The organism is Nonomuraea endophytica (assembly GCF_014203235.1).
Classification (GTDB): domain Bacteria; phylum Actinomycetota; class Actinomycetes; order Streptosporangiales; family Streptosporangiaceae; genus Nonomuraea; species Nonomuraea endophytica.
Window position 1 is genome coordinate 72,702 of record NZ_JACHIN010000005.1, and the last position, 26,363, is coordinate 99,064.

26 protein-coding genes are annotated in these 26,363 nt (G+C 71.7%); 7 read left to right on the top strand and 19 right to left on the bottom strand.

What is annotated here, in order from left to right; genetic code table 11:
- Positions 1-122 precede the first annotated feature (122 nt).
- From HNR40_RS19315 to HNR40_RS19340, 6 genes are all read right to left on the bottom strand, one after another.
- A complete protein-coding gene (locus HNR40_RS19315) occupies positions 123-593 on the bottom strand; it encodes a bifunctional nuclease family protein (RefSeq protein WP_090771501.1) in 471 nt (156 codons plus the stop codon).
- An 86-nt stretch (positions 594-679) separates the two neighbouring features.
- Entirely contained in the window at positions 680-1,333 is a 654-nt protein-coding gene (gene ftsR, locus HNR40_RS19320; RefSeq protein ID WP_184963189.1) for a transcriptional regulator FtsR, read from the bottom strand.
- Positions 1,330-1,842, bottom strand: a complete 513-nt coding sequence (locus HNR40_RS19325) for a double zinc ribbon and FHA domain-containing protein (protein ID WP_184963191.1) — start codon at positions 1,840-1,842, stop codon at positions 1,330-1,332. Before HNR40_RS19325 ends, ftsR begins: the two co-directional genes overlap by 4 nt.
- A gap of 514 nt (positions 1,843-2,356) precedes the next feature.
- On the bottom strand, positions 2,357-4,864 hold the full coding sequence (locus tag HNR40_RS19330) for a mannose-1-phosphate guanyltransferase (RefSeq protein ID WP_184963193.1): 2,508 nt from the start codon (positions 4,862-4,864) through the stop codon (positions 2,357-2,359).
- A 4-nt stretch (positions 4,865-4,868) separates the two neighbouring features.
- On the bottom strand, positions 4,869-5,450 hold the full coding sequence (gene clsA, locus HNR40_RS19335) for a cardiolipin synthase ClsA (RefSeq protein WP_184963195.1): 582 nt from the start codon (positions 5,448-5,450) through the stop codon (positions 4,869-4,871).
- Positions 5,451-5,772: 322 nt separating this feature from the next.
- A complete protein-coding gene (locus tag HNR40_RS19340; RefSeq protein WP_184963197.1) occupies positions 5,773-6,360 on the bottom strand; it encodes a phosphoribosylanthranilate isomerase in 588 nt (195 codons plus the stop codon).
- 81 nt (positions 6,361-6,441) lie between these two features.
- Between HNR40_RS19340 and HNR40_RS19345 the strand changes: the two genes are divergently transcribed.
- Positions 6,442-7,839 carry an SLC13 family permease gene (locus HNR40_RS19345; RefSeq protein WP_221340596.1) on the top strand — a complete coding sequence of 466 codons (1,398 nt, stop codon included), beginning with the start codon at positions 6,442-6,444 and terminating at the stop codon, positions 7,837-7,839.
- A 9-nt stretch (positions 7,840-7,848) separates the two neighbouring features.
- A complete protein-coding gene (locus HNR40_RS19350) occupies positions 7,849-9,252 on the top strand; it encodes a glycerate kinase family protein (RefSeq protein ID WP_246509270.1) in 1,404 nt (467 codons plus the stop codon).
- Here HNR40_RS19350 and HNR40_RS19355 read toward each other — a convergent pair.
- On the bottom strand, positions 9,233-9,910 hold the full coding sequence (locus HNR40_RS19355; protein WP_184963203.1) for a response regulator: 678 nt from the start codon (positions 9,908-9,910) through the stop codon (positions 9,233-9,235). The two genes, HNR40_RS19350 and HNR40_RS19355, sit on opposite strands and share 20 nt — an antisense overlap.
- Positions 9,907-11,517, bottom strand: coding sequence for a sensor histidine kinase (locus HNR40_RS19360; RefSeq protein WP_246509271.1), 1,611 nt, complete (start codon positions 11,515-11,517; stop codon positions 9,907-9,909). The genes HNR40_RS19355 and HNR40_RS19360 overlap by 4 nt, the downstream gene beginning before the upstream one ends.
- Before the next feature lie 129 nt (positions 11,518-11,646).
- On the opposite strand from HNR40_RS19360, the gene HNR40_RS19365 reads away from it, so the two are divergent.
- Positions 11,647-12,237: a class I SAM-dependent methyltransferase gene (locus HNR40_RS19365; RefSeq protein ID WP_184963205.1), complete on the top strand. Its 591-nt coding sequence runs from the start codon at positions 11,647-11,649 to the stop codon at positions 12,235-12,237.
- A 96-nt stretch (positions 12,238-12,333) separates the two neighbouring features.
- Positions 12,334-13,515 (top strand): acyl-CoA dehydrogenase family protein, encoded by a 1,182-nt coding sequence (locus HNR40_RS19370; protein ID WP_184963207.1) that lies wholly within the window; start codon positions 12,334-12,336, stop codon positions 13,513-13,515.
- Here the strand turns inward: HNR40_RS19370 and HNR40_RS19375 are convergent.
- The 5 genes from HNR40_RS19375 to HNR40_RS19395 all read right to left on the bottom strand — a co-directional run bounded on the left by HNR40_RS19375 (position 13,473) and on the right by HNR40_RS19395 (position 17,272).
- Positions 13,473-13,793, bottom strand: coding sequence for a hypothetical protein (locus HNR40_RS19375; RefSeq protein ID WP_184963209.1), 321 nt, complete (start codon positions 13,791-13,793; stop codon positions 13,473-13,475). The genes HNR40_RS19370 and HNR40_RS19375 overlap by 43 nt on opposite strands.
- A gap of 44 nt (positions 13,794-13,837) precedes the next feature.
- Positions 13,838-14,620, bottom strand: a complete 783-nt coding sequence (locus HNR40_RS19380) for an enoyl-CoA hydratase/isomerase family protein (RefSeq protein WP_184963211.1) — start codon at positions 14,618-14,620, stop codon at positions 13,838-13,840.
- A complete protein-coding gene (locus HNR40_RS19385) occupies positions 14,617-15,537 on the bottom strand; it encodes an alpha/beta hydrolase (protein WP_184963213.1) in 921 nt (306 codons plus the stop codon). The genes HNR40_RS19380 and HNR40_RS19385 overlap by 4 nt, the downstream gene beginning before the upstream one ends.
- A gap of 10 nt (positions 15,538-15,547) precedes the next feature.
- Positions 15,548-16,231, bottom strand: a complete 684-nt coding sequence (locus tag HNR40_RS19390; RefSeq protein WP_184963215.1) for a gamma-glutamyl-gamma-aminobutyrate hydrolase family protein — start codon at positions 16,229-16,231, stop codon at positions 15,548-15,550.
- A gap of 147 nt (positions 16,232-16,378) precedes the next feature.
- Positions 16,379-17,272: a LysR family transcriptional regulator gene (locus HNR40_RS19395; protein ID WP_184963217.1), complete on the bottom strand. Its 894-nt coding sequence runs from the start codon at positions 17,270-17,272 to the stop codon at positions 16,379-16,381.
- 88 nt (positions 17,273-17,360) lie between these two features.
- On the opposite strand from HNR40_RS19395, the gene HNR40_RS19400 reads away from it, so the two are divergent.
- Entirely contained in the window at positions 17,361-17,843 is a 483-nt protein-coding gene (locus tag HNR40_RS19400; protein ID WP_184963219.1) for a nuclear transport factor 2 family protein, read from the top strand.
- Here the strand turns inward: HNR40_RS19400 and HNR40_RS19405 are convergent.
- The 6 genes from HNR40_RS19405 to HNR40_RS19430 are packed head-to-tail and all read right to left on the bottom strand — an operon-like array spanning position 17,840 to position 23,080.
- A complete protein-coding gene (locus HNR40_RS19405; protein ID WP_184963221.1) occupies positions 17,840-19,051 on the bottom strand; it encodes a cytochrome P450 family protein in 1,212 nt (403 codons plus the stop codon). The two genes, HNR40_RS19400 and HNR40_RS19405, sit on opposite strands and share 4 nt — an antisense overlap.
- On the bottom strand, positions 19,051-20,217 hold the full coding sequence (locus HNR40_RS19410; protein ID WP_184963223.1) for a cytochrome P450: 1,167 nt from the start codon (positions 20,215-20,217) through the stop codon (positions 19,051-19,053). Before HNR40_RS19410 ends, HNR40_RS19405 begins: the two co-directional genes overlap by 1 nt.
- A complete protein-coding gene (locus HNR40_RS19415) occupies positions 20,214-20,840 on the bottom strand; it encodes a GTP-binding protein (protein ID WP_184963224.1) in 627 nt (208 codons plus the stop codon). Before HNR40_RS19415 ends, HNR40_RS19410 begins: the two co-directional genes overlap by 4 nt.
- Positions 20,818-21,180, bottom strand: coding sequence for a DUF742 domain-containing protein (locus tag HNR40_RS19420; protein WP_184963226.1), 363 nt, complete (start codon positions 21,178-21,180; stop codon positions 20,818-20,820). The genes HNR40_RS19415 and HNR40_RS19420 overlap by 23 nt, the downstream gene beginning before the upstream one ends.
- Positions 21,177-21,581 carry a roadblock/LC7 domain-containing protein gene (locus HNR40_RS19425; protein WP_184963228.1) on the bottom strand — a complete coding sequence of 135 codons (405 nt, stop codon included), beginning with the start codon at positions 21,579-21,581 and terminating at the stop codon, positions 21,177-21,179. The genes HNR40_RS19420 and HNR40_RS19425 overlap by 4 nt, the downstream gene beginning before the upstream one ends.
- Positions 21,582-21,622: 41 nt before the next feature.
- Positions 21,623-23,080, bottom strand: a complete 1,458-nt coding sequence (locus HNR40_RS19430) for an ATP-binding protein (protein WP_184963230.1) — start codon at positions 23,078-23,080, stop codon at positions 21,623-21,625.
- 345 nt (positions 23,081-23,425) lie between these two features.
- Here HNR40_RS19430 and HNR40_RS19435 point away from each other — a divergent pair, with 345 nt between their 5' ends.
- A complete protein-coding gene (locus tag HNR40_RS19435) occupies positions 23,426-24,049 on the top strand; it encodes a PadR family transcriptional regulator (protein ID WP_184963231.1) in 624 nt (207 codons plus the stop codon).
- 2 nt (positions 24,050-24,051) lie between these two features.
- Positions 24,052-26,019, top strand: coding sequence for an ABC1 kinase family protein (locus tag HNR40_RS19440; RefSeq protein WP_184963233.1), 1,968 nt, complete (start codon positions 24,052-24,054; stop codon positions 26,017-26,019).
- Positions 26,020-26,363 lie beyond the last annotated feature (344 nt).

A 26,363-nucleotide genomic window follows, 5' to 3' on the forward strand; every position in this document is an offset into this window, starting at 1 on the left:
CGCGGCCTGATCTGGGGGTTCGCAACGCGCGACCACGGGTTTCACTTGCACCGTAGGACCGTGACCAAGCGCAGTCAACGATCCGGCTCGGCGCGTCGTGAAGCGTAAATTCACTGAAATACCTACCCCGCCCTGCCGAAGTCCTCGGGCGTGATCGTGTCAAGGAACTCCCTGAACTTCTCCACCTCGTCCTCCTGGTCGTCAGGGATGATCACACCGGCTTCCTGCACGACCTCCTCGCTGGCGAAGATCCGGGCACCGGTGCGCAGGGCGAGCGCGATGGAGTCGGAGGGTCTGGCGCTCACTTCGACGCCGTTGGAGAAGACCAGATCGGCGAAGAAGATGCCGTCACGCAGCGCGACGATGTTGACCGCGCGCAGGCCGACGCCGAGCGCGCTGAGCACGTCGCGGAACAGGTCGTGGGTGAGGGGTCGCGGCGGCGGCTCCTCGGCCTGGGCCAGCGCGATGGCGGTCGCCTCGGTCATCCCAATCCAGATCGGCAGGAACCGCTCTCCGTGTGCCTCCTTGAGCAAGACGATCGGCTGATTTGTGGGCATTTCAACGCGAACGCCCACTACCTCCATCTGCAACACGGGCTGCTCCGTATCCGACACCTGACCGCTCTTATGCAATTCAACGTAACACCCGGCGGACACCTGAGGGCGCGCCGGTGGCCTCTTCATCGGCCCAGGACACTCCGCACGCCCGTGCGCAGCAGGGCCGCGTGCAAGTCGAGCAGAAGTGTGGACAGTTCCCTGCCCACCTCGTCGGCCTCCCCGATCGCGCCCGGCCGGCGGCGCTTGAGTATGGGCGCGACGGTCTGCTCCACCAGCCCCGCCTCACGCTCGGCCGCGGCCTTCACCGCCCGCAGATGCCGGGCGTGCAGACCGAACCTGGCCAGCGCGCCGACGCTGCGCGCCACCTGGAGAGCGTCCTCGTCATAGCGGCGCGCGACGGGGGCCAGCAGGCCGTAGTCCTCCAGCTCGGTGAGCGTCTCCTCGCTCAGCCCCGCCGCCTCCAGGAGCTCGGCGCGGCTGAGCCGCACCTCGGAATTCTCCTGTACGGCATGCGGCCGCCCGAACGACTCGGCCATCTTATCCTTGATCACGCGCAGCGGGAGATAGTGATCACGCTGCTCGCGCAGGATGAAACGCAGCTGCTCCACGTGCAGATGCGTGAACTTGCGGTAACCGGACGGGCTGCGCTCGGGCTCGATGAGCCCCTCCCCCTCCAGAAAACGGATCTTGGAGATCGTCACGTCGGGGAACTCGGCGTGCAGCAGGCCGAGCACCTCCCCGATGCTCATGTGCGAGCGGGCCGCCTGAGAGGTCATCCCGCGAGGGCGGTCCGCATCAGGAAGACCAGCCGGAACTTGCCGATCTGCACCTCGTCGCCGGAGTGCAGCGGCACCTCCTCGATGCGCTCGCGGTTGACGTAGGTGCCGTTGAGGCTGCCCACGTCGCGCACGGAGAACTGGCCGCCGTGGTGGCGGTAGAACTCCACGTGCCTGCGCGAGACCGTGATGTCGTCGAGGAAGATGTCGCTCTCGGGGTGGCGCCCGGTCGTGGTGAGGTCCTTGTCGAGCCGGAAGCGGCTGCCGACGTTGGGACCCCTGGTGACCGTGAGCAGCGCGGTGCCCGGAGGCAACTGCTCCACCAGGGCCCGCTCGGCGAGCATGAACTCACCGGTCTCCGCCTCGTACGCCTCGATTCCCGCCACCGAGATGGTCGAAGTGGTGTCCCCGGCGACCTCGGGTCTGGTCAGCGGTGACCCACAGCGGGAGCAGAAACGGGCATCCTCGGGGTTGGCGTGCCCGCACTGCGTGCAGTAGACGCTCGGCATCGATCGGCTCGGCCTCCTACCGCGAAGTCGCGGCAACGGTGCTCGGGGCGCGCCTCGCTTCGCTCTTCAAGTTTGCGAATGCCGCAACTTACGCTGATCAGCGACGAAGGTCAAGACGGACGCCTGACGACAGGTTTGGACGGTGACAAAGTTACCGCCGAGTCTGCCTCAAGGTCCATGCCGCCGCGCTGCCTTTCTGTCACGTTCCTGTTGCCTGCCGGGCAATCCGGCAGGTCATCCTCCCAGATCCGCCCCCGATGATCCACTCGAAGCTCCGGCGTGTCACACTCCGGAATCCCGCGCAATGATCGGGTCCGTTACGTTCTGGTGGCCCGGCGGCGACTCCGCGCGTCCCACCTCGGCGGTCCGATCCCACACGCCCTCCGAAGCCCGCTCGGCGACCCGGCGCCTCACGCCCCCGAAGCCCTCCCGGCGGTCCGGTGTCTCATGCTGCCGAGGCCCGCTCGGCGGTCCCGTGTCTCATGCTGCCGGAGCCGCTTGGCCGTCCGGTGTCTCATGCTCCCGAGGCCTGTTCGACGATGCGGGCCCAGCGTTCCAGGAGTGCCTGTGCCGAGTCGGCGTCGGCGGCCTCGGCCCAGACGTCCGTGACGGGCTCGCTGGCGGCCGGGAGGATGAGCGCCCAGCTGCCGTCCTCGGCGGCCAGCCGTACACCGTCGGTGGTGTCGACGCGGAAGCCCTCGCCGACCGTTTCCGCGGCCTCGATGACCGAGCGCATCACCGCGCCCTTGGCCGCCCACGGGGTGGGGACGCTGCGCTTGAGCAGGCTCGCCTCGGGGATGCGGGCGTCGATCTGGCTGAGCGACAGGCGGGTGCGGGCGACCAGGCCGAGCAGGCGCATGAAGGCCGCGAGGCCGTCCACGGCGGGGCTGAACTCGGGCACGATGAAGCCGCCCCTGCCGTCTCCGGCGAAGATCAGGTCCTCGGCGGACGCGGCGGAGGTGAGCGCGTCGGTGGCAGTCGAGGTCCACTCGACCTGGACGCCGTGGAAGCGGCAGACCTGCTCGGCGACGCGGGTGGTGGTGACGGGCAGGGCGACGCGCCCGCGGCGGCGCTCGGCGGCGACGAGGTCGAGCACGACGAGCAGGGCGCGTTCCTCGCCGATGAGCTGGCCCATCTCGTCCACCAGGGCGATGCGCTCGCCCATGGGGTCGAAGCGCACGCCGAACGCGGCCCGTGAGGAGCTGACCAGCTCGGCCAGGCGCTGCAGATCGCGGCGGCGCTCGGCGAGGGTCTCGGTGGGCGAGGCCTCGTCCAGGCGGGCGTTGACGGTCAGCACCTCGACGCCGACGCGGCCGAGCAGCGTCGGCAGGACCAGCGTGGAGGTGCCTCCGGCGCAGTCGACGACGACCTTCATCTCGCGCACTCCGGTCATGTCCACACAGGCCAGCAGCTCGTGGGCGTAGTCCTCGACGGCCCTGGCCGGGTAGCGCAGCTCGGCGATCTCGCCGGGGAACGCGCGGCGGAACTCCTGGCGGGAGTAGACGCGCTCCAGCTTGCGCTGGGCGGCGGGCGGCAGGTCGGCGCCGCGCTGGTCCATGAAGACGATGTCGACGCTCTGGGGGTCGCCCGCGGTGGTACGCAGGGCGATGCCGCCCGCCGCCGCCTCGCGGGAGGTGTGAAAGCGCGCCACGGGCAGCGGAGCGGCCTCCAGGTCCAGGACGTTGATGGCGCTGGCGGTCAGGGCGCCGATGACGGCCCGTTTGAGCGCTCTGGCGGCCAGTGAGGAGTCCCGGGCGGTGACCACCCGTTCGCCCTTCTTGAGGGTCGTGGCGTAGGCGCTGGCCAGCCGTACGCACAGCTCGGGGGTGATCTCGACGTTGACCAGGCCGCTGACGCCGCGGGGGCCGAACAGGCTGCGCTGACCGCGCGACTCCCAGATGACGCTGGTGTTGACGACGGCTCCGGCCTCGATGGTCTTGAAGGGGTAGACGCGCACGCCGCTGGAGACGTAGGCCTCGGCCTCGATGACGCAGTCGTCGCCGATGACGGCGTTCTCCTCGACGCGGGCGCCGGTCATGAGGTCGGTGCCCTTGCCGATCACGCAGCCGCGCAGGTGGGCGCCGGGGCCGAGGTAGACGTTGTCGTGCAGGACGGCGCGGTGCAGGAAGGCGCCCTCGCGGACCAGCGCGTTGTTGCCGACGACGGTGTACTCGCGCAGTTCGGCGCCGGCCTCGATCTTGGCGTACTCGCCGATGAGCAGGGGGCCCTTCAGGACGGCGTCGGGGTCCACGGTGGCCGATTCGGCGACCCAGACGCCCGGGGAGCGTTCGAAGCCGCCGATGTCGAGCTGGACGCGTCCCAACAGGGCGTCGGCCTGGGCCTTGAGGTAGCTCTCGTGGGTGCCGACGTCCTCCCAGTAGCCCTCGGCGACGTAGCCGAAGAGCGGGGCGCCGCGCTTGAGCAGGCGGGGGAAGACGTCGGCCGACCAGTCGACCACCTCGCCGTCGGCGACCTCGTCGAGGACCTCGGGCTCCATGACGTAGATGCCGGTGTTGACGGTGTCGGAGAAGACCTGGCCCCAGGTGGGTTTTTCGAGGAAGCGCTGGATGCGGCCGTGCTCATCGACGATGATGATCCCGAACTCGAGCGGGTTGGGCACGCGTTTCAAGCCGATGGTGACAAGCGCCGCATTCTCACGATGGAAACGGATCATGTCCGATAAATCGATATCCGTCAGGGCGTCGCCGGATATGACCAGGAAGCGGTCGTCCCTGAGCTTGTCCGCGGCGTTCTTGACGCTTCCGGCGGTGCCGAGCGGGAGGTCCTCTGTGGCGTAGTTGAGGCTCATGCCGAGCTCGTCGCCGTCGCCGAAGTAGTTGCGCACGAGCGCGGCGAGAAACTGCACGGTCACGACGGTCTCGGTGAGGCCGTGCCGTTTGAGCAGCCGGAGCACGTGCTCCATGATCGGGCGGTTGACCACCGGCAGGAGAGGTTTGGGCTGGTTGGCGGTCATCGGTCGCAGCCGAGTACCCTCCCCGCCCGCCATCACGACCGCCTTCACCCGATCACTCCTTCTTGTCGGCCTTTATGAGCTGGCGCACCTGTACCACATACAACAGCCCCGCCCACCAGTACAGGCCCGTTCCCCAGATCGCGAAGGCCCAGCCGGTAATCCGGGCAATTTCCGCATACCACCCAGTGTGGGACGCGAGGAAGAGGAGCGGGAAGGCGTACATCAGGTTGAACATGGCGGCTTTGCCCAGAAAATGCACCTGGAGTGCCCTGTAGCCGTGTTTGCGGAGGACGGGAGCGAAACTCGCGACGAAGAGTTCACGACCGAGGATCAGCACCACCAGCCACCAGGGGATGACCTCGCGCAACAGCAGGCCGATGATCGTGGCGAACACGTAGAGCTTGTCGGCGGCCGGGTCGATGATCCGGCCGAGGCGGCTGGTCTGGTTGAACGCGCGGGCGATCTTGCCGTCGAGCCAGTCGGTGAACCCGGCCACCATCAGCAGCGCGATGGCCCAGCCGTCCGCCTTGGGCCCGAGAACCAGCCAGAGGAACACGGGGACGCCAAGCAGGCGCAGGAAGCTCAGCAGGTTCGGAACTGTCCAGATCCGGTCCTCGGCGGAAGTTTCGCTCACGCTGCGACCCTACTGCGTCGGGTTGTCCTCCCACGCGATCACCTGCGGCGCATCCCCGGACTCCCCCATTTCCCCCCACCACGCTCGCGGGCGCAGGCACGTGACGCGGCGCCCCGGACGGCAGGCCCGCGGCGCGGGAACCCCGGAAGGCGGGGCTCTCAGGTCAGGGCACGGGAGCGGGGCACGCGGCATGGCGACCCGGAACGCGGGCTCTCAGGTCAGGGCACGCGGGTCCCGGAGGCGGGCGTAGGGGGTTCAATCTGCAGGTGGTGCAGGGAGGGTGGTTGGGAGGTGGTGGGCGGGGGCGTACCTGGGAGGGGGGTTAGGGGCGGGCGGCGGTGAGGAAGGCGCGGATGAGGGCGGAGTCCTTGACGCCGCGCGCGACCTCCACGCCACTGGAGACGTCCACGCCCCACGGCGCGGCGGCCGCCACAGCCGCGCGCACGTTGCCGGGGGTGAGGCCGCCCGCCAACAGCCAGCGGCCCGTCGGGCGGCCGCGGACGGCGGACCAGTCCCATGGCTCGCCCGCGCCCGCCCGGGGCGCGTCGACCAGCAAAAGGTCCTCGTCGTAGGCACCGCAGCGCAGGTCGGCGTCGGCGGCCACGGCGCGCACCAGCGTGAGGCCCAGGTCCTTCAGGGCGGTGAAGTCGGAGTGCGGGTGGTTGCCGTGGAGCTGGATCGCGCGCACGCCTGCCGCGAGGGCCGCGGCTCTGACCGTGTCGGGGTCCTCGCCTTTGAAGACGCCCACGGTCAGGACATGCGGGGGCACCAGCGCGGCGAGTTCGGCCGCGCGCTCGGGGGTGACGCGGCGCGGGCTGTGGGTGAGCACGAGGCCGATGGCGTCGGCGCCGGCCTCGACGGCGGTCCGGACGTGCTCTTCTTCGCTCAGGCCGCAGATCTTGACGTACACCCCTCCAGGCTACGGCAATCGTGAGAGAGCGCTCATGAACGCCTCATGAACGGGTAATCACGCGCCGCGACGATCGTGGTCGTGACAAGAACGATCTCCGCCGCACTCCTCAGCGCCCTCGCCGTGACCGCCGTCGTGATGTTCACGCCGGGGCTCGGCACGCAGGGGAAGATCACGCTGGGGGTGTTCGCGGTGGCGACCGTTCTGTGGGTGATCGCCAAGGTGGACGACACCCTCGTCGCCCTCGGGGCCGGGCTGGTGCTGGTGGTGTCGGGGGTGCTGCCGGCCGACGACTTCTTCGGGGCGCTCGGTGAGCCGACCGTGTGGCTGCTCATCTGCGCCTTCGTGATCGCGGCCGGGGTGTCGGCATCGGGGCTGGCCGCGCGGGCGACCGCCTGGCTGGTGTCGCGGGCGAAGACCGTGCGGCGGCTGGTGCACCTGACCACGGCGGCGCTGGTGGTGAGCGCGTTCGCGGTTCCGGCCACGTCGGGGCGGGCGGCGCTGGCCGTGCCGGTGTTCCTGGCGCTGGCCAAGGTGCTGGAGGGGCGGCGCCGGGTCGTGGTGGCGCTGGCGCTGGTCTTTCCGGCCGTGATTCTGCTTTCGGCTGTCGCCTCCCTCATCGGGGCGGGCGCGCATCTCATCACGGTCGAGATGTTGTTCCAGGCCACGGGCGAGCGGATCGGGTTCGCGCACTGGCTGCTGCTCGGGCTGCCGCTGGCCGTCGTCTCCTCGCACCTGTGCGCCGAGATCGTGCTGCTCATGATCACGCGGCCGGCCGACCGGCGCGAGCCGGTGAGCGTGGACGCCGAGGCGGTCGGCGAGGCGACCGGCGTGGCCGTCAGCGGGCCGCTGGACGGGCCGCAGCGCCGCTCGGCCGTGCTGCTCTGCGTCGTCGTGGCGCTGTGGTGCGCCGAGCCGCTGCACGGGGTCTCGCCCGCGGTCGTCGCGTTCGTCGGCGCGGTGCTCACCGCCACGCCGAAGGCCGGGACGATCACCATGAACAAGGCCCTGGCCACCGTGCCCTGGGCGATGCTCATGTTCATGGCCGCCACCATGGCCATGGGCGTGGCCATGACCACGTCCGGCGCGGCCGGCTGGCTCGCGGGCGGGTTGTTCGGGGTGCGGGTGCCGGCCTGGCAGTTCCTGGCCGCGGTGGTCGGCGTGAGCACGCTGGCGCACCTGCTGCTGCAGTCGCGCTCGGCGCGCTCCAGCGTGCTGGTCCCGCTCGTCATCACCGCCGCCGCCGGTCTCGGGGTCTCCCCCGCCGCGGCCGCGTTCGCCTCGACGGCCGCCGCGGGGTTCTGCCACACCCTTCCCGCCTCCGCCAAGCCCGTGGCGCTTTTCCACCGTATCGAGGAGGTCCCCACGTACGGCTCCCGCCACCTGCTGGCCCTGTCGGCGGTGCTCGCGCCGCTGACCGCCGGGCTCGTTCTGCTTTTCGCACTCATGGTGTGGCCGCTTCTCGGCCTGCCCTACTGAAGGATGATCATGCGTATTCTCATCGCCCCGAGTGGTTTCAAGGAGTCCCTGAGCGCGGGGATGGTCGCCGAGGCCATCGCCCGAGGGGTACGCCGGGTTCTGCCGCTGGCCAGGACCGAGACACTGCCCCTGGTGGACGGAGGCGAGGGCTCGGCCGCCGCGCTGGCCGAGGCGCGGGGCGGGCGGCTGGTGCCGTACCGGACGACCGGGCCGGTCGGCGCGCCGGTGGACTCGCACCTCGCGCTGCTGCCCGGCGGGACGGCGGTGGTGGAGATGGCGGCGACCGCGGGGCTGCGGCTGGTGCCGCGTGAGCTGCGCGATCCCGGGCTGACCACGACGTACGGGGTGGGCGAGCTGATCGCCGCCGCGCTCGATCACGGGGTGCGGCGGGTGCTGGTCGGCTGTGGTGACTCCGGCACCTCCGACGGCGGCGCGGGCGCGCTGACGGCTCTCGGCGCCCGGCTGCTCGACGCGGACGGGCTCCCGCTTCCGGCGGGTGGTGCGGCGCTGGCCCGGCTGGACCGGATCGACGTCTCGGGGCTTGACCCGCGGCTCGCGGGCGTGGAGCTGCTCGTGGCCTGCAACCCGTGCAACGTGCTGTGCGGTCCGCAGGGGGTGGCGCGGGTGTTCGGGCCGCAGAAGGGGGCCACGCCCGAGCGGGTCGAGGAACTGGCCGCCGCGATGGAGCGCTGGGCCGAGGTGCTGGAGCGCGACCTCGGCGCCGCCGGGCTGCGGACCGCGCCGGGCAGCGGGGCGTCCGGCGGCCTCGGCGCGGGTCTCGCGGCGCTCGGCGGGCGGTTGCTGCCACGCTTCGAGGTGCTGCTCGACCACGTGGACCTCGACGCGAAGATCGCCGCCGCCGACCTGGTGATCACCGCCGAGGGGGCGATCGACGCGCAGACGCCGTCGGGGAAGATCCCGGCCGAGGTGGCGCGCCGGGCCAAGAGGTACGGCAAGCCCGTCCTCGCCCTGGCCGGAACCATCGGCGCCGGGGCCAGCCAGGTGCACGAGGCGGGCATCGACGCCTTCGAGAGCATCGTGCCCGGACCCATGCGGCTGGCCGAGGCGATCGACGGCGGCGAGGAGTTCCTGGTGGCTGCGGCCGAGCGGGCGTTGCGCATGGTCATGGTGGGCGCCCGGCTCCAGCGGGCCCGCGGCACGTCCGAGATCATGCGGGCCGCGCACCCGGGGATCACGGGGAACGGGCCTGCACCGAGAACGGACCGCCCCGCCGTCCCGCCCTCGGCGGACGAGGCGTCGGCGGGCCGTACCTCTGGAGGCAGGCCGAGGACCTCAGGGGGCAAGCCGAGGATCTCAGGCGGGGTGGCGACGATGCCGAGGACCGCCGCGACGATGACCAGGGTCTACGGTGTTTCTCCGCTGGCGGAGCTGATCAGGGGGCGGGTCGCGTGATGGGGCGGAAGTGCGCGTCCACCAGCCCCATCCGGTGGGCGACCACCGCCGCCTGGATGCGGTTGCGCAGCCCCAGCTTCTCCATCACCGCCCCCACGTGCGTCTTGACCGTGGTCACGCCCACGTGCAGGAGCTCGGCGATCTCGTTGTTGGACAGCCCGGAGCCGAGCAGGGTCAGCACGTCGAGTTCCCGGTCGGTCAGGTGGGCCGCCGGCGTGGACTCGGCGCGTACGTCCTCGGCGGCCAGCGCCCGCTCCACCACCCGGCGCAGCACGGACGGCGCCAGCAGCTGCTCGCCGATCGCGGCCCTGCGCACGGCGTCGACCATGCGCTCGGGCTCGTCGTCCTTGACCAGGAAGCCGAGCGCCCCGGCGCGCAGCGCGGCGTAGACGTTGGCGTCCTCGGCGAAGGTGGTCAGCACGACGATTTTGGCCGACGGGGCGGCCGCCAGGATGCGCCGGGTCGCCTCCAGGCCGTCGACGCGGGGCATGCGCAGGTCCATGAGGATGACGTCGGGGGTGAGCTGGGCGGCCAGGCGCTCGGCCTCGGCGCCGTCCACGGCCTCGCCGACCACCTCCATGCCGCCCGCCGCCTGCAGCAGCATGCGTACGCCCGCCCGTACCAGGGCCTGGTCGTCGGCGACCAGCACGCGGATCACGCGGCGCTCCCCCGGGCGCCGGGCAGGGTGGCGCTCAGCAGCCAGCCGCCGTGCCCGTCGGGGCCGGCGGTCAGGGCGCCGCCGAGGGCGCGCACCCGTTCGCGCATCCCGGCCAGCCCCTGCCCGGAGGAGGGCAGCTGCTCGCGGGCGGTGGCCGGCGGGCCGTTGCGCACCTCGACCGACAGGCCGCCCGCGGTGCGGGCGGGGGTGACGCTGACGCTCACCTCGGTGCCGGGTCCTGCGTGTTTGAGCACGTTCGTCAGGCCTTCCTGGACGATGCGGGCGGCGGAGGCGCGGGTGACCAGCGGCGCCGCCTCGGTGGCTGGGTCGAGTTCGAGCGCGACGACGAGGCCGGCGGCGCTCATCCGCTCGGCCGACTCCCTGACCACGTCGCCGGGGTCGGCGAGGAGGTCGGGCGGGCTGTCGGGGTCGCGCAGCAGGTGGAGCAGGCCGCGCAGGTCCTCCAGCGCCTGGTGGCCGGTCTCGCGGATGTCGGCGAGCGCGTCGGCGATCGGGCCCTCGGGCGCGGCGTAGCGGGCGGCGCCGGCTCGCAGCACCATGGCGCCGACGTGGTGGGCGACGATGTCGTGGACCTCGCGGGCGATGCGCTCGCGCTCGGCGAGCTGGTCGGCGCGTACCTGGGCGACGGCCAGGCGGGCCGACTCGCGGGCGCGCAGCTGTTCGGCCGAGCGCGCGGCCTGGTTCGCGCCGATGTAGCGGCCGATGGCCACCGGCGTGACGACCAGCGCCATGAGCACCACGACGCGGAACGGAGTGGTCTCGACGCCCGGCTCGACGACGGCGATCGAGCCCAGGATGCACGCGGCGAGGTAGACGGCGGCGGTCCACAACCACGAGGAGACCCGCATCGCGAACACGCCGATGGAGATGAGCACCAGCAGCATGCAGGTGTTGACCACCTGCGGCAGGTAGGTGTCCGCGGCCAGCAGCAGCATCGCCTGGAGCAGGAAGACCAGGCCGGGCAGCCGCCGCGCCACGCCGAGCGACAGCCCGCCGCCCACCGCGAGCAGCCCGGTGAGCCAGATCGGCTGGTCGGCGGCGTGCCAGCTCGTCCACGTGCTGAGCACCGCGTAGGCGACGCCGCCCGCCGCGAGCAGCAGGTCGGGCGCGATGGCGCGCTCTTCCAGCCGTACGGCCGGCCGCCGCAGATAGGCGCCGAGCAGCGCGGGAAACAGCACGATCCCCACCGAGTACATCCACGCGCTGGACGTGAACGCCACGCCCGGGTCGGCGATGTTGAACGCGCTGGCCACCGCGCCCGCCGCGACGGCCGCCACCATCCAGGGCCAGCGGGTGCGGTACGCGGCGGCGCCGAGGGCCGCGCACAGCAGCACCTGCGCCGTGTTGGAGGTGAACGACCCGATCTGGTCGGTGTAGACGAGGAAGCCCGCGAGGTAGAAGACGACCGCGACCGGCCAGCGGCGCACGAACCCCATCGGCGCCCCGGCCAGCACCGCGAACAGGATCACGGACAGGGCCGGCCGTGCCTCCCAAGCGGGGGCCTTGCCCGAGATGAGCAGGTCAAGGCCGATGCCGGAGGCGGCCAGGAGGAGATCGAGCGGTACTCCCCGCCATCGCCAGAACATGGACAAACGCTATCCCCGCGTGTCGGCTGCCGGGTCCTCCCCGCGGAGGATCGGGCCTCCTCCAAGTGGCCGGAACTCTGTCCGTTCGACCGAGGAGTGAGCGCCGATCTATGCCGTAAGTTTCCTCACATGTCTAACGACACCGCTCTCTTTCTGGGCCAGTTCCTGCGCTCGCCCGCCAGCATCGGCGCGCTCGCACCCAGTTCCAGGCGGCTGGCCGAGCTGGTCTCGGCCCCGATCCCGGAACGCGGAGAACCGGTCGTGGTCGAGCTCGGCCCCGGCACCGGTCCCTTCACGGCCGAGATCCAGCGCCGGTTGTGCGGGCGCGGGCACCACCTGGCCGTCGAGTTGAACGACTCGCTGGCCGGGCTGCTCGCCCAGCGCTACCCGCTGGTGGACGTGGTACGCGACGACGCCGCCCGGCTACCGGAACTGCTGGCCGAGCGCCGCCTGAACCGCGCGGACGTGGTCGTCAGCGGCCTGCCCTGGGCCGCCTTCCCGGACAGCCTGCAGCGGCAGTTGCTCGGCGCGGTGTGCACGGCGCTCGGGCCCGGCGGGGCGTTCACCACGTTCTCCTACATCCACGCGATTCCGCTCAACGCGGCCCGCCGCTTCCGTAACCTGCTCGATGAGCGGTTCGAGGAGGTCGTGCCGGGCCGTACGGTGTGGCGCAACGCGCCGCCCGCCTTCGTCTTCAACGCGCGCCGCCCCCGCCCCTGAGCCTGCCCGCGCCCGCCGCCCGCGTGGATCGACGGTGATCCGCGCGGCGGCTTCCCGGCCTCGACCCTGACCAGAACTTCCTTCTACGATGGGCCGATGGATTTCACGCTTCCGGAGAGCGCGCTGGCCGTACAGCGCGGCGTCGGCGACATCTGCGCCCGATATGACATGGACTACTGGCAGCGCTGCGAGGCCGAGAAGCGGTGGCCGGAGGAGGTCTGGGCGGAGCTGGCCAAGGGCGGGTGGCTGGGGCTGGCCGTACCCGAGGAACACGGGGGTGGCGGTCAGGGGCTGCTGGAGCTCGCGGTCGCGACCGAGACGCTGTCGGCGTCGGGGTCGGCGGGGGGCTCGGCCTTCACGTACGTGCTGACGCCCGGGTTCGGCGCGCTGACCATCGCCCGGCACGGCTCGGACGAGCAGAAGGCCGCGCTTCTGCCCAAGATGGCCACGGGCGAGATCGAGACCTGCTTCGCGCTGACCGAGCCGGACGCCGGGTCGAACTCGCTGGCCATCACCACCTCGGCCCGCCGCGACGGCGACGAGTTCGTGGTCAAGGGGCAGAAGATCTGGATCACCGGCGTGCAGCGGGCGACCTGGATGCTGCTGGTGACGCGGACGATCCCGGCGGCCGAGGCCAAGCCGCGCACCAACGGCCTGACCGTGCTGCTGGTGAACGTGCCGGAGGCGGTCGCCGCCGGGCAGCTCAGCTACCGGCCGATCCCCAAGATGGGCGCGAACACGACGCCGTCGAACATGGTGTTCCTGGACGACCTGCGGGTTCCGGCGAGCAACGTCGTGGGCCAGGTGGACCAGGGCGCGCTGGTGCTGTGGGACATCCTGAACCCCGAGCGCATCCTGCTGGCCGCCTCGGCGCTGGGCGGGGCGGAGGTGGCGCTGCGGGTCGGGGTCGAGTACGCCAAGGAGCGCGAGGTGTTCGGCCGGGCGATCGGCGCGAACCAGGCGATCGCCTTCCCGCTGGCCCGGGTCAAGGCCAAGATCGAGCTGGCCCGGCTGATGTTGTACAAGGCGGCGTGGTCGTTCGACCGGGGGCTGCCGTGCGGGACCGAGGCCAACATCGCCAAGCTGACCGCCTCCCAGGCCGCGTGGGAGGCGGCCGACGCGGCCTTCCAGACGCACGGCGGCATGGCGTACTCGCTGGAGTACCCGGTGGCCCGCCTGCTCACCGACGCCCGGATCGGCAAGGTGGCGCCGGTGACCGAGGAACTCCTCCTGAACTACCTGGCCACCCAGGTCCTCGGCCTGCCGCGCAGCTTCTGAAGCAGCGCGAGCGCGCCGATCGCCACCGGGATCAGCAGGTACGGCCCGCAGGCCGCCAGCACGAGCAGGGTGAACCCGGTGGCGGCCAGCGCCGCGCGCCGCCCGCCTCCGGACAGGAGCCGCGCTCCGGCCGCCGTGCCCAGCGCGGTGACGGCGGCCAGGCAGGCGGAGGTGGCCCGCATGAGCGTGTCCAGGTCGGCGCCCACTCCGACGACGACCGCGGTGATCGGGCGGGCGGCCTCGCCGACGCCCAGGGTGAGGAGGTCCGTCAGGGGCACCGGTGACCGGGCCGCCCCGGGGCGACGCTGACCCGGTTGGCGGACTAGAAGCTCGGCGGCCGCTTCTCGCGCAGCGCCCGCACTCCCTCCTGGACGTCGGGGCCGGTGAAGCCGAGAAACTCCATCGCCAGCGAGGCGTCGAACGCCGGTCCGGCCATGCGCAGCCAGTTGTTGAGCGAGTATTTGGTCAGCCGGATCGCCTCCTGGGCTCCGGCGGCCAGGCGTACCGCGATCTCCATCGCCTTGTCGTGGACCTGGTCGTCGTCCACGCACAGGCTGACCAGGCCCATCCGCTCGGCGTCCGCGCCGGAGACCGGCTCGCACAGCAGCAGGTGGTACTTGGCCTTCGCCATGCCGCACAGCAGCGGCCAGATGATCGCCGCGTGGTCGCCCGCCGCGACGCCGAGGCGGGTGTGGCCGTCGATGATGCGGGCGGTGCGCCCGGCGACGGAGATGTCGGCCAGCAGCGCCACGGCCAGCCCCGCGCCGACCGCCGGGCCCTGGATGGCGGAGACGACCGGCTTGGAGCAGTTGAGCACGTTGTAGACGATGTCGCGGGCCTCGCCGAACACGCGCAGCCGGGTGGCGTGGTCGAGCGTCATCTCCTCGATCATCGACAGGTCGCCGCCGGCGGAGAACGCGCTGCCCTCTCCCCTGACCACGACCGCGCGGACCGCGTCGTCGCGGTCGACGTCGCGCCAGATCTCGGCGAGTTCGCGGTGGCCCGCCATGTCGACGGCGTTGAGGCGGCGCGGCTCGCTGATGGTCACGCGCAGCACGCCGTCGGCGGGCATGTCGATCTTGAGCTTGTCGTAGGCGTAGGTCACGGGGCCAGGTCCTCGCGCAGCCGCTCCGCCACGTATTCGCGGGCCTCGATCGCCTGGTCGAACAGCCCCGGCAGGCCGAAGAAGCTGTGCACGGCGCCGTCGAACCTGCGTGAGTCCACCGCGACTCCGGCCTTGGCCAGGCGTTCGGCATAACGCTCGCCCTCGTCGCGCAGCACGTCGCAGCCGGCGGTCACCACGGTCGCGGGCGCCAGCCCTTCGCAGGAGTCCAGCCGCAGCGGCGACAGGCGCGGGTCGGCCGGGTCGGCGTCCGGCGCGTATTGGGCGAAGAACCAGGCCATCTCCCCGGCGTCGAGCCCGAAGCCCGTGCCGAACTCCGTGTAGCTCGGCGTGTCCATCGCCGCGTCCAGGACCGGGTAGACCAGCGCCTGGTGGGCCAGGCTCAGCCCGGCGTCACGCGCCTGCCAGGCGGCCACGGCGGCGAGGTTGCCCCCGGCGCTGTCGCCGATGACGGCCACGCGGCCGTTGCTCTGGTAGAAGGCGGGCCGGGCGAAGACGTCGCGCACGACGGCCCAGGCGTCGTCGGCGGCGTCGGGGAAGACGTTTTCCGGAGCGAGGCGGTAGTCGACGGAGACCACGACGGCGCCGGTGCGGATGGCCAGGTCGCGGCCCACGGCGTCGTTGCGCTTGACGCTGCCGAAGACGAAGCCGCCGCCGTGGAAGTAGACCACCACCGGCAGGGCGTCCTCGCCGCGGTCGGAGCGGTAGATCCTGATGGGCACGCCCTCGGCCGTCTCGTCGCGCACGAACGGCAGGTGCGTGATCGGCCCGCGCTCGGCGGCCAGGCCGTCCTCCGCGCGCATCCGCTGGATGGCGCCCAGATCGAGCGTGTCCGGGTCGACGCCCAGATCCGACGGGAAGCGCGCGATGAAGTCCCGCGCCTGGGGATGCAGCGGCATGATCCGAAGCCTAGCGGGCCGCCTCCACGAGCGCATCGAAGAGCTTGATCTCCTCGGCGCGTTCCGGGTGCCATTGCACTCCCACGCCGAACCGGTGCCCCTGGAGCTCGATGCCCTCGACGATCTGGTCGTCGGCCCAGGCGACCGCGAGCAGGCCGGAGCCGAGCCTGCGTACCGACTGGGTGTGCGGTGCCACGACCTCGACCTTGTCGCCCACGGCCTTGCCGAGCTTGCTCGACACGCTCACCTGGATCACGTGCGGCCCCTGCTCGCCGTGCCGTTCGTGGTCGAGCACGTCGGGCAGCCACGGGATGAGCGTGCCGCCCTGGGCGACGTTGAGCACGTGCATGCCGCGGGCGACGGCCAGGATGGGCACGTCGGCCTGGACGGCTGCGCGGGCCAGCGCCAGCTCGAACCGGTCGCGGTGCGACTGTGGCTCCGGCACCCTGGCGTCGTCGTCCTCGCCGTAGGCCTGCGCGCCGACCTCGACGCCACCGGCCAGCACGATGCCCTTCAGCCCGCGTACGTAGTCCTCGACGGCGTGCAGGCCGAGCGGCGGCAGGATCACGGGGGCGCCGCCGGCGCGGGTGACGGCTTTGGCATACGAGGGCGGAGACAGCACGGCCTCCCTGACCCAGTCGCCCCAGCGGGCGGCCTCGAAGTAGGCGGTGATACCGATCAGGGGTCGAGACATGCGATCTCCAGGGAGTTGGGGCCTCAAGCCCATCATGGCGCAGACCATTTCGGTTATGTCAGCTCTCCCGGAGATCCCGTTCTGTCACTTCTATCCCCGCCCGAATCTCACCCCTGTCCTCGCCTGCCGTGTTGATCCACTTTTCAGCTATCGGTGGGCGGACAGGAGATCGCCGGCGGCGCGGGCGAAAGCCAGTACCCGCGCGCTGCCTCCCCCTGACCGCCACATGAGGCCCCACTCCACCGGAGCCGCGTCGCCGAACGGCACGTAGGCCACGTCGGGGCGGGGGTGGTAGCGGCGGGTCTGCGCGCCGACCGGGAACACGCCGCGCCCGGCCCCGACGAGCGTGAGGATCTCGTGCAGGGTCGCCGCCACCGGTCCGGGAGCGATGGCCCGCCCGGCCGGTGTACGGCGGGGCGTGCGGTCCGCCCGGTGCGACTCCGGCACCGACTCGGGCAGCCGCAGCACGGGAACCCGGGCCAGGTCCTCGACCGACACCCGCGTCCTGCGGGCGAACGGATGCCCGGCGGGCACCGCCAGCATCCGCGCCTCGCGCACCAGCACCGGCCCGGCCACCACGCCGGCCGCCTCCATGGGGAAGCCGGTCAGCGCCAGGTCGGCCACGCCCTCGCGCAACCAGGGCACGACGTCGCCGAGCTGCGCCTCCTTGATGTCCACCGCGCACCCCGGCTGCCTGGCGCGGAACTCCTCCGCCGCCCCCATGACGAGCTGCCCGCCCGCCGGGCCGACGAAGGCGACGGTCAGCGTGCCGGTGATGCCCTTGCCGGTCTCGATGGCGCGTTCCACGGCCGCGCCGATCAGCTCCCAGGCGGGCCGGATCTCCTCGTGCAGCTGGCGTCCGACCGCCGACAGCTCGACCCGCCGGCTGCTGCGGTCGAACAGCGGCACCCCGACCTTCCGCTCCAGCTTCTTGATCGTCTGGCTGACCCGGGCCGTGGACACGTGCAGCCGCTCGGCGGCGCGGCCGAAGTGCAGTTCCTCGGCCAGCGTCAGGAAGGCTTCCAGCTCGTATCTCTCCACATGCCACCCCGGACCGTTAAACCACGCTTCATGATCCTTGCACAGACTCGCATTGATGACGAGAACTGACGAAACAAGGATGAATCACATGTACGTCACTACTGACCGCGCGCTCGCGGACGGCGCGGACCCGCGCGACCTGCCGGAGATCACCGACGCCCTCTACCGGTTCGGGCTCGGCCAGGACCTGGGGGACGCGGAGCTGTTCGCCTCGGCCTTCGCCGAGGACGCCCGGCTGGACTTCGGCCCGGCCGCCGCGAAGTGGGGGGCCGCGCCGCCGGTGATGTCGGGCAGGGACACGATCGTCACGACCATCCTGGGCCAGTTCGCGGGCCGGGTGGCGACCACGCACCAGGTCACCAACCCGCGCGTCGAGGTCACCGGCGACACGGCCCGGCTGACCGCGATGGTCGAGGCCCAGCACCTGCTCACCGCCGACCGGAGCGTGCACGCGCTGCTGAAGAACCTCTACGACGTGGAGCTGGTACGCGAGGACGGGCGCTGGCTGATGAGCCGGGTCGTCATCGACAACGTCTGGTACACCGGCGACCCGCCCGCGATCTTCGGCTAGAGCTGGAGGCGGACGGGGAGGGTGGCGGCGGAGTTGGAGAACAGGGAGGGGACCGGGGGGATCCGGGCGGCGTCCAGCGACATTTCCGGATATCGGGCGAAAAGGGCGGGCAGGGCCGCCGCCGCCTCCAGCCGGGCCAGCCCGGCGCCCAGGCACACGTGCGGCCCGCCGCCGAAGGCCAGGTGGCGGCGCTGCTCGCGGGTGATGTCGAACCGCGCCGCGTCGTCGCCGTGCTGCGCCGTGTCACGGCCCACCGCGCTGTAGGGGGCGAGGATGGCCTCGCCCGCCGGGATCGTCACGCCCGCCACCGTGAGGTCCTCCAGGGGGTAGCGGGCCATGAAGTTCCCGATGGGCGCGTCCCAGCGCAGCGTCTCCTCCACCACCGCCGCCCAGGTGGCCTCGTCGCCCTTCAGGGCCAGGGCGAGCTGGTCGGGATGGGTCAGCAGCGCCCGCACCGCGTTGACGATGAGGCTGAGCGTGGTCTCGTGCCCGGCGGCCAGCATGAGCCAGATGGTCCCGGCCAGCTCCTCATCGGTCAGCCGCTCCGGGTCGTCCACCTGCGCGGCGATCAGCGCGCTGGTCAGGTCCTCGCCGGGCGCGGCGTGCTTGCCCGCCACCAGGCGGCCCAGCAGCAGGTAGATGTCGCGCTGGGTGCGCAGCACCTCCTCGGGGGAGGTGGTCGAGCGGAAGATGCTGTCCACCAGCGTGCGCAGTTCGTCGCGTTCCCGCTCGGGCACGCCGACCAGCTCACAGATCATCCGCATCGGCACCGGGTAGGCGTAGTGCGGGCGCAGGTCCACGGTGCCGTCGGGGGCGGCGTGGCCGGGCAGCTCGTCCAGGAGCCCGTCCACGATCTGCTCCAGCCTCGGCCGCATGCCCTGGACGCGGCGCGGCGTCAGCGTCTGGGTGACGAACTTGCGCAGCCGGTGGTGCTCGCGCCCGTCGGCGGTGACCATGTTGGTGACCTTGACCATGCCGATCAGCGGCCAGTCGTCGGGGATCTCGCCGCGCCGGACGGCGTTCCAGTTGCGCCAGTCCTTGCTCACCCTGCGGTCGGCGACGAGCTCAGCCAGCAGTTCGTGGTGGGTGACGGCCCACGCCCGGACGCCGCCGGGCAGCTCCACCCGCACGACCGGCCCCGCCTCGCGGAGCCTTTCGGCCTCGCCGTGGTGGTCGGTTCCGGCCGGGTCGAGCGTGATGACGTCCATCAGTGATCTCCAAACAGGACCGGGAGCGCCGCGGGGCAGCGGGTCCACGGCGAGGGGTGCGGGGTGAGCTCGTCCGGCGCCACCGCGAGGCGGACGTCGGGCAGCAGGTGCAGGGCCGTCTCGACCGCGGTGCGGGTGATCAGGCGCGCCGGGACCGGGGCCGGGCAGGCGTGCGGGCCCGCGCTCCACGCCAGGTGGGCCCGGTTGCCGAGCTCGATCACCGCCTCGCCGGTGTGCGCGCTCGGGTCGGCGTTGGCCGCCGCCAGGCCCAGGACCAGGGCGTCGCCGCGGGCGATGCGCCGGCCGCCGAGTTCGGTGTCGCGCAGCGCGTACCTCGCCGGCATGTTCGTCATCGGCGGGTCGCGCCACAGGACCTCGTCGAGCGCGTCGTCGACGCCGAGCCGGCCACCGCGCATGCGGCCGGCGAAGCGCGGGTCGGTGAGCACCAGGCGCAGCGTCTGGGAGATCCACGTGGTGGTGGTCTCCTGGGCGGCGGAGATCATCACCACCATCGACTGCAGGACCTCGGCGTCGCCGTTCAGGTCGTGGTGGCGCAGGAAGCGGCTGGTGAGGTCCTCGGCGGGGTCCTGCTGGCGGGCGTGCATGATGCCGCCGAGGATCTCCTCGAACTTCTTGTTGCCGGCCTGGGAGTCCTCGGCGCTGCCGAACAGCGCGCGCAGCGCCGCCAGCAGCTCGTGCCCCTGGGTGACGTCCAGGCCGAACAGGTCGGCGATGGCCAGCATGGGGATGACCGCCGCGTACTCCCCCACCAGGTCGGCGCTGCCCTTGTCGCGGAAGCCGGCGATCAGGTCGGCGCACATGCCCTCCACCGAGCGGCGCATGCGCCGCTGGTCGATCGCGGCCACGCCGTCGTCCAGCGGACGGCGCAGCCTGCGGTGCTCGCCGCCGTCGGCGCCGATCACGTTCGGCCGCCAGAACATCATCGGCCCCAGCCCCGAGTCCGGCGGCACCACGCCCTCCTGGAACAACCGCCAGTTGCGGGCGTCGCGGCTGTAGAGCTTCTCCTGGCGGGTGATGGTGAGGATCTCCTGGTAGCCCATGACGAGCCAGGCGCCCACCCCGGGCTCCAGCTCGACCCAGGCCACGTCACCCCACCGCGCCCGCAGCTCCTCGTAGTCGGTGGTGGCCGTGAGCGGGGTGGTCATGCCTTCTCTTTCTGTACGGCGGGCGCCTTCTGGCCCGCCTGCTCTTTCTGTACGGCGTGCTCGACCAGCGTGATGAGGCAGTCGAGGGAGGAGGCCCGGTTCCTGGCGTCGCACTCGACGATCGGCGTGTCCGGGGCCAGGTCGAGCGCCTCGCGCAGCGCCTTCCTGCCGTACCTGACCGAGTCGGGGAACAGGTTCACGGCCACGGCGAACGGCAGGTCGCCGCGGAGTTCGAGCTGGTCGAGCACCTCGAAGCTGCCTTCGAGGCGCCGCGTGTCGATGAGCACCAGCGCGCCCACGGCCCCCTCCGACAGCCCCGCCCACAGGTCCCAGAAGCGCTGCTGGCCCGGCGTGCCGAACAGGTAGAGCGCGGTGAGCGGGCTCAGCGTGATGCGGCCGAAGTCCATGGCGACCGTGGTGGTGGCCTTGGCCTCCAGCCCGGCCAGGTCGTCGACGCCGACGCTGGCCTGCGTCATCGTCTCCTCGGTGCGCAGCGGCTCGATCTCGCTGACAGAGCCGATCATGGTGGTCTTTCCGACGCCGAAGTCGCCGACCACGAGGATCTTCACCGATTCCTGGACCGTGTCGGGAAGGTAGCGGTCAGCGGAGCCTGCGGAGGCCATCCAGCACCTCCTTGAGCATGTTCTGTGACGGCCGGGCGACTTCGGGGATACGCGAGCGGGCGGTCAGGTGGCCGGAGTCGACCAGGTCGGAGGCGAGGATCGAGGCGACGCTGAGCGGCAGCTCCAGATAGGCAGCCGCCTCGGCCAGCGACAGCAGCCTGCGGCACATGCGCACCAGCTCGCGTTCCTGGCGGCTGGCCGAGACCGGCAGCGGTTTGCCCGCCTCGGTGACCACGAGCAGGGTGTCCAGGCCGATCGTGTTGCGCGAGGGCCGGGCCCTGCCTTGCGTCAGCACGTACGGGCGGACCGCATGGTCCTTGTAGTCGCCCGGGTCCGTCATGCCCTGCGGGCCGGGGTGCTGAAGTTCCGTTCTCCGATCTTGATGACCTGGGCCTGCATCTGCTGGGCGATCAGGCGCGGGTCCACCACCGGCTCGGTGATCACCACCAGGTGGGAGCCGGTGCCCGCCGAGCGCGCGAACAGGTAGCCGCCCTCGAAGCCGACCATCAGCTCCTTCACCCCGCCGCCGTCCATGCCGAACTCCCTGCCGACGCTCTGCGCCAGCGACTGCAGTCCCGAGCAGGCCGCCGACAGACGGTCGGCGACGTCGCGCGGGGTCCCGGCGGAGCGTGCCTTCAGCAGCCCGTCGGAGCTGAGGACGACGACGTGCCTGACACCGGGGACCCAGACGACCTCGCCGATCATCCAGTCCTGGTCCTGCTGCATCCGTTCCTCCGTCATTCGTCCATCCGTCATTCGTCCATCCGTCATTCGCCCATCCGTCATTCGCCGTCGTCGCCGGGCTCGGTGTCGGCGTTGTGGTCGAAGAAGGCCGCCATCCAGGCGCCCGCCTGCTCGGGCGTCGTCTCGGTGCGCTCCGGTGCGGGCTGGTCCGCGGGCGCGCCTTCCTCGCCGTCGCCTTCCGCCGCGGTGAACGGGCCGCCCGCCGTACCCTCTGCCGATGGCGCGGCCTCGCCGCGCTTGGAGCGGCGGCGGGGCAGCTCGGGATCCTGGGGCGCGGCGTGCGGCGCCCTCTCCTCGGGTACGGCGGGGCGGGCAGCCCGCACCGGCGGCGCGGACACCGGTTCCAGCGTCTCGACCACGTCCGTCGGCACCAGCACCACCGCGCGCACGCCGCCGTAGGGCGAGGGCAGCAGGTCGGCGAGGAACCCGTGGCGGCGCACGTAGTGCCCGATGACGGCCAGTCCCGTCTGCGGGATCTCGCCGACCTCGCCGACGCCGACGGTGCGGCGGCCGGAGACGACCTCGCGGGCCTGCTCCAGGTGGTGCTCGTCCATGCCGACGCCGCCGTCGTCGATCTCGATGACCGCGCCGCGCTGGACGTTGCGGATGGCGACCAGCACCGTGGTGGCGGGGGGCGAGGACTGGGTGGCGTTGGCCAGCAGTTCGGCGACGAGGTGGATGAGCGGCTCGACGACCTTGGCGGAGGCTGCGGTGTCGGGGTCGCCGGAGACCTCGACGCGCTTGTAGGCGACGATGCGCGAGGCGGCGGCGCGTACCACGTCGACCAGCGCGAGCGGCTTGGGCCACTGCTGGCCGGGCCAGTCGCCGCACAGCACGGCCAGGCTCTGCGCGTGGCGGCCCTGCTGGGCGGCGGCGTGGTCGACCTGCATGCTGGCTTCGAGGACGTCCGGGTTGCCGGGGTGCCGCTCGGCCATGAGCGAGACGGTCTCCTGGATGCGGTGCGCTGAGGTCTGCACCCGGCGGGCCAGCGCCACGACGGCCAGCCGCAGCGACTCCTGGCGTTCGCGGTCCTGCTTGGCGGAGTCGGCCACGGTGTCGAGGACGTCCTCCAGCCTGGCGGCCACCTCCTCGTCCAGGGCCCCGTTCTGGTACGGCGGGGGCACCGGGGTGTCGTTCCCGACGGCCGGGATGCGCTCGGTGACCAGGTGCTTGACCGCCTCGTCGAGGGCGGTGGCGCGGGCGGCCAGGTGGTTGTTCCACTGGAGGTTGCGCTGCTGGACGTGGTGCTGGAACTCGGCCTCGCGCTGCTTGCTCGCCCGTTCCCGCTGCTCCAGGGCCTGGACGGTGGCGCCGTGCTCGTACCGGACGGCGGCCACGGCCACGGCGCAGACCAGCGCCGTCACGCCCGCGGCGACAGGTAACCAGGCGGCGGCGCCGGTCGCGGCGGCGAAGGCCAGCAGCGCGGCGAGGATAGGGAGGGCCAGGGTGACGGGCCAGAGCCACTGCGCCTGCTGGGGCGAGCGAGGGGAAGCCATGACAACCTTTGCATGGGTGGATGGGAGGCGTGGCCGTCCTGCTTGGTGTCGCTTGTGGCGGCGGAGGAACTCACACCAAGATCCGATTATTCCGACTTCACACGATGAGTCAATCCATCTCGCGTTATCTGTCAGATATATGGCAAAGGTTGTTTTTATCCTTGTTTTGGATGGTTTATCAGCCTTTGGGGGCTTTCGGGCCTTGTCGGCGCGCACCCCACCCCCTTCCTCCGGCCCGGCACCGCCTAATATGTCTGGCAGATACGTACGTGCGGTCGCCGATCGGAGGCGAGGGCAGGTCAGCGGGCTCCACCATATGTCTGCCAGACGTATTAGGCTGGCCGCATGGCACAAGATGACCAGCTGCCCGACCTGACGCCCACCGCGTGGGCGATCCTCGGCTTCCTGTCGTTGAAGGCGCAGTCCGGCTACGAGATCCTGCGGGCCGCCAAGCGCTCGATGGAGGCGTTCTGGGGCATCAGCAACGGCCAGCTCTACCCCCAGCTGCACCACCTGGCCGAGCAGGGGCTCATCCGGCCGGCCGGGGAGGCCGAGGGGCCGCGCTCGCGCCAGCGCTGGGAGATCACCGACCTGGGCCGCTCCGCGCTGCGCGCCTGGCTGGAGTCGCTGTCCTCGCCCGTCCAGATCAGGGACGAGAACCTGGTCAAGCTCTTCTTCGCCGGCGGCGGCAGCCCCGACCTCGTCGGGCGGCTCCTCGAGGAACGCAAGAAGATCTTCTCCCAGTTCGAGAAGGTGATCGACGCGGTGCTGCCCGGCGACCGGCTTCCCGAGGCCGAGCAGGCCGCCTCGCTGGGCGCCCCCGAGCTCCTGTTCCGCTACGGCAAGCACTTCACGAAGTCGACCATGCGCTGGATCGACCAGGAGGAGTCCCGCATGCTGGCGGCCCTGCGGAAGGCCGACGAGGACGACAAGGACAAGGAAGACGAAGACGACGAGGAGCGCTCCTAAACATGGACCTCCTCACTCCCCTGAGCCTGGCCGCCGTCGCCTGGCTGGCCGCGGTCGTGGCCAGGCGCGCGCTCGGCATCCCGGTCGGCTGGCCGCGCACGATCGTCGTCGGCTTTTTCGTGACCAGCGCCATCGGCTCGGCCGTCACGTCCTTCTCCGAGTTCGCCGGGATCGTCGCCGACGGCCGGATCATGGTCTCGATGCCGGCCGCGTACCTCGTGCTCAGCCTGGTGATCGCGTGGCTGTTCGTCCTCGGCCTCACCGCCCTCGTGGTGCTGGAGGTGGTCGTCCCCACCGGCACGCTGCCGTCCCCGCTCGACCTGCTGAAGGGCTGGAAGGCCCGCCGCCGCCGCACCCGCCGCTACGCGCAGATCATGAAGATCGCGGTACGGCACGGCCTCGGCGGCTACCTGCGCGGCAGGCGCAGAACCGACCCCTACCAGGGCGCCGCGAAACTCGCCCGCTCCCTGAAGGCGGCGCTCAACGAGGGCGGCGTCACCTTCGTCAAGCTCGGCCAGATGCTCTCCACCCGCCGCGACCTGATCCCCGGGCAGTTCGCCGACCAGCTCGCCACTCTGCAGACCAGCGCCGACCCCGAGCCGTGGCCCGAGATCGAGGCAGCCATCCGGGCGGCGCTCGGCAGGCCGGTGGCCGAGGTGTTCGCCTCCGTCGACCCCGAGCCGATGGCCGCCGCCTCCGTCGCCCAGGTGCACGCGGCGCGGCTGCTCGACGGCCGCGAGGTCGTGCTCAAGGTGCAGCGGCCGCGCGCCCGCGCCCAGGTCGCCTCCGACATGGAGATCATCCTCAGGCTCAGCCGCAGGCTGGAGCGCAGCACGCCGTGGGGGCGCTCGCTGCGGGTGTTCACGCTGGCGAAGGGGTTCGCCGCCTCACTGGACGAGGAGCTCGACTACACCGTCGAACGCGACAACCTGCGCAGCGTCGCCGCCACGCTCGACGGCGGCATCGCGGTGCCCGAGGTCGTCGATGAACACTCCAGCGGCACGCTGCTCGTCATGACCCGCCTGCGCGGCACCCCCGTCGGCGCCGCCGCCCCCGTGCTGGCCGCCCTGGGCCGCGAACGCCGCGCCCAGATCGCCCACCAGTTGCTCAGCGAGGTGCTCAGGCAGCAGGTACGCACTGGTGTCTTCCACGCCGACCTGCACCCCGGCAACGTCCTGGTCGACGAGGACGGCGGGCTCGGCCTGCTCGACTTCGGCTCCGTCGGCCGGCTCGACGACTCCACCCGGCGGGCGCTCGGCATGCTGCTGCTGGCCGTCGACAGGGACGACGCGATCGCCGCCACCGACGCCCTGATCGAACTGCTCGACCGGCCGCGCGGCCTGGCCGAACGCGACCTGGAGCGGCAGATCGGGCAGCTCATGGTCCGCTACCGGACCGGGACCGGGCGCGGCGGGTCCAGCGGCATGTTCGGCAGCCTGCTCAGGGTCGTCCACGACAACGGCTTCGCCGTACCGCCGCAGATCGCGGCCGCCTTCCGCGCGCTGGCCGCGCTCGACGGGACCCTCGCGCTGATCAGTCCCGACGTCGACATGGTCGGGGCCGCCCGCGAGCAGGGCCGCGCGCTGATGCGCGAGGCCGCCGAGCCCGGCAAGGTCAGGGCCGACCTGGAGGAACGGCTGGCCGGCTACCTGCCGATCCTCCAGCGGCTGCCGCGGCGCATCAACCACGTCGTGGAGGACCTGGAGCAGGGCAGGCTCTCGTTCAACGTACGGCCGCTGGCCGACGACGGCGACCGGCGCTTCCTGACCGGGCTGGTGCAGCAGATCGTGATCGCGGTGCTGGCGGGGAGCGCCACGCTGGGCGCGATCATGCTGATCACGGCGGACATCGGACCGATGATCACGCCGAACATCCGGTTGCTGGCGGTGGCCGGGGGCGCGTTGTTGCTGATCGGGTTCATCCTGGCGTTGAGGTCGCTGGCCCTGATCTTCAACCCCAGATCCGACTAGCCCCCCGCCTGCCCACGAACTCGTCCGACGGGATCAGCACCGCTCCGGACCCCGTGATGCCGAACACCTCGGCCGCCAGGCCTTCCTGATCGGCAAGCGTCGCCCATGGCGAACCGGACAGGTTGCCAGAGAGGCGGGCGGAGGGCAGGAATGCCGGGGGCCGGGAAATGGGCCGGGAATGCGAATCCGATTAACTTTCACTTTTAATGCGAGCCGCCATAACCAGATGAATGCGGAAAATAACGTTACAGTTACGGATAGTTGTGGTTCGCACCATATTGAGGTGAAACGGTTGTGGCCCCAACGCAGTGATGTAAGACTCCAAAGCGAGCGATCGGCCGAGC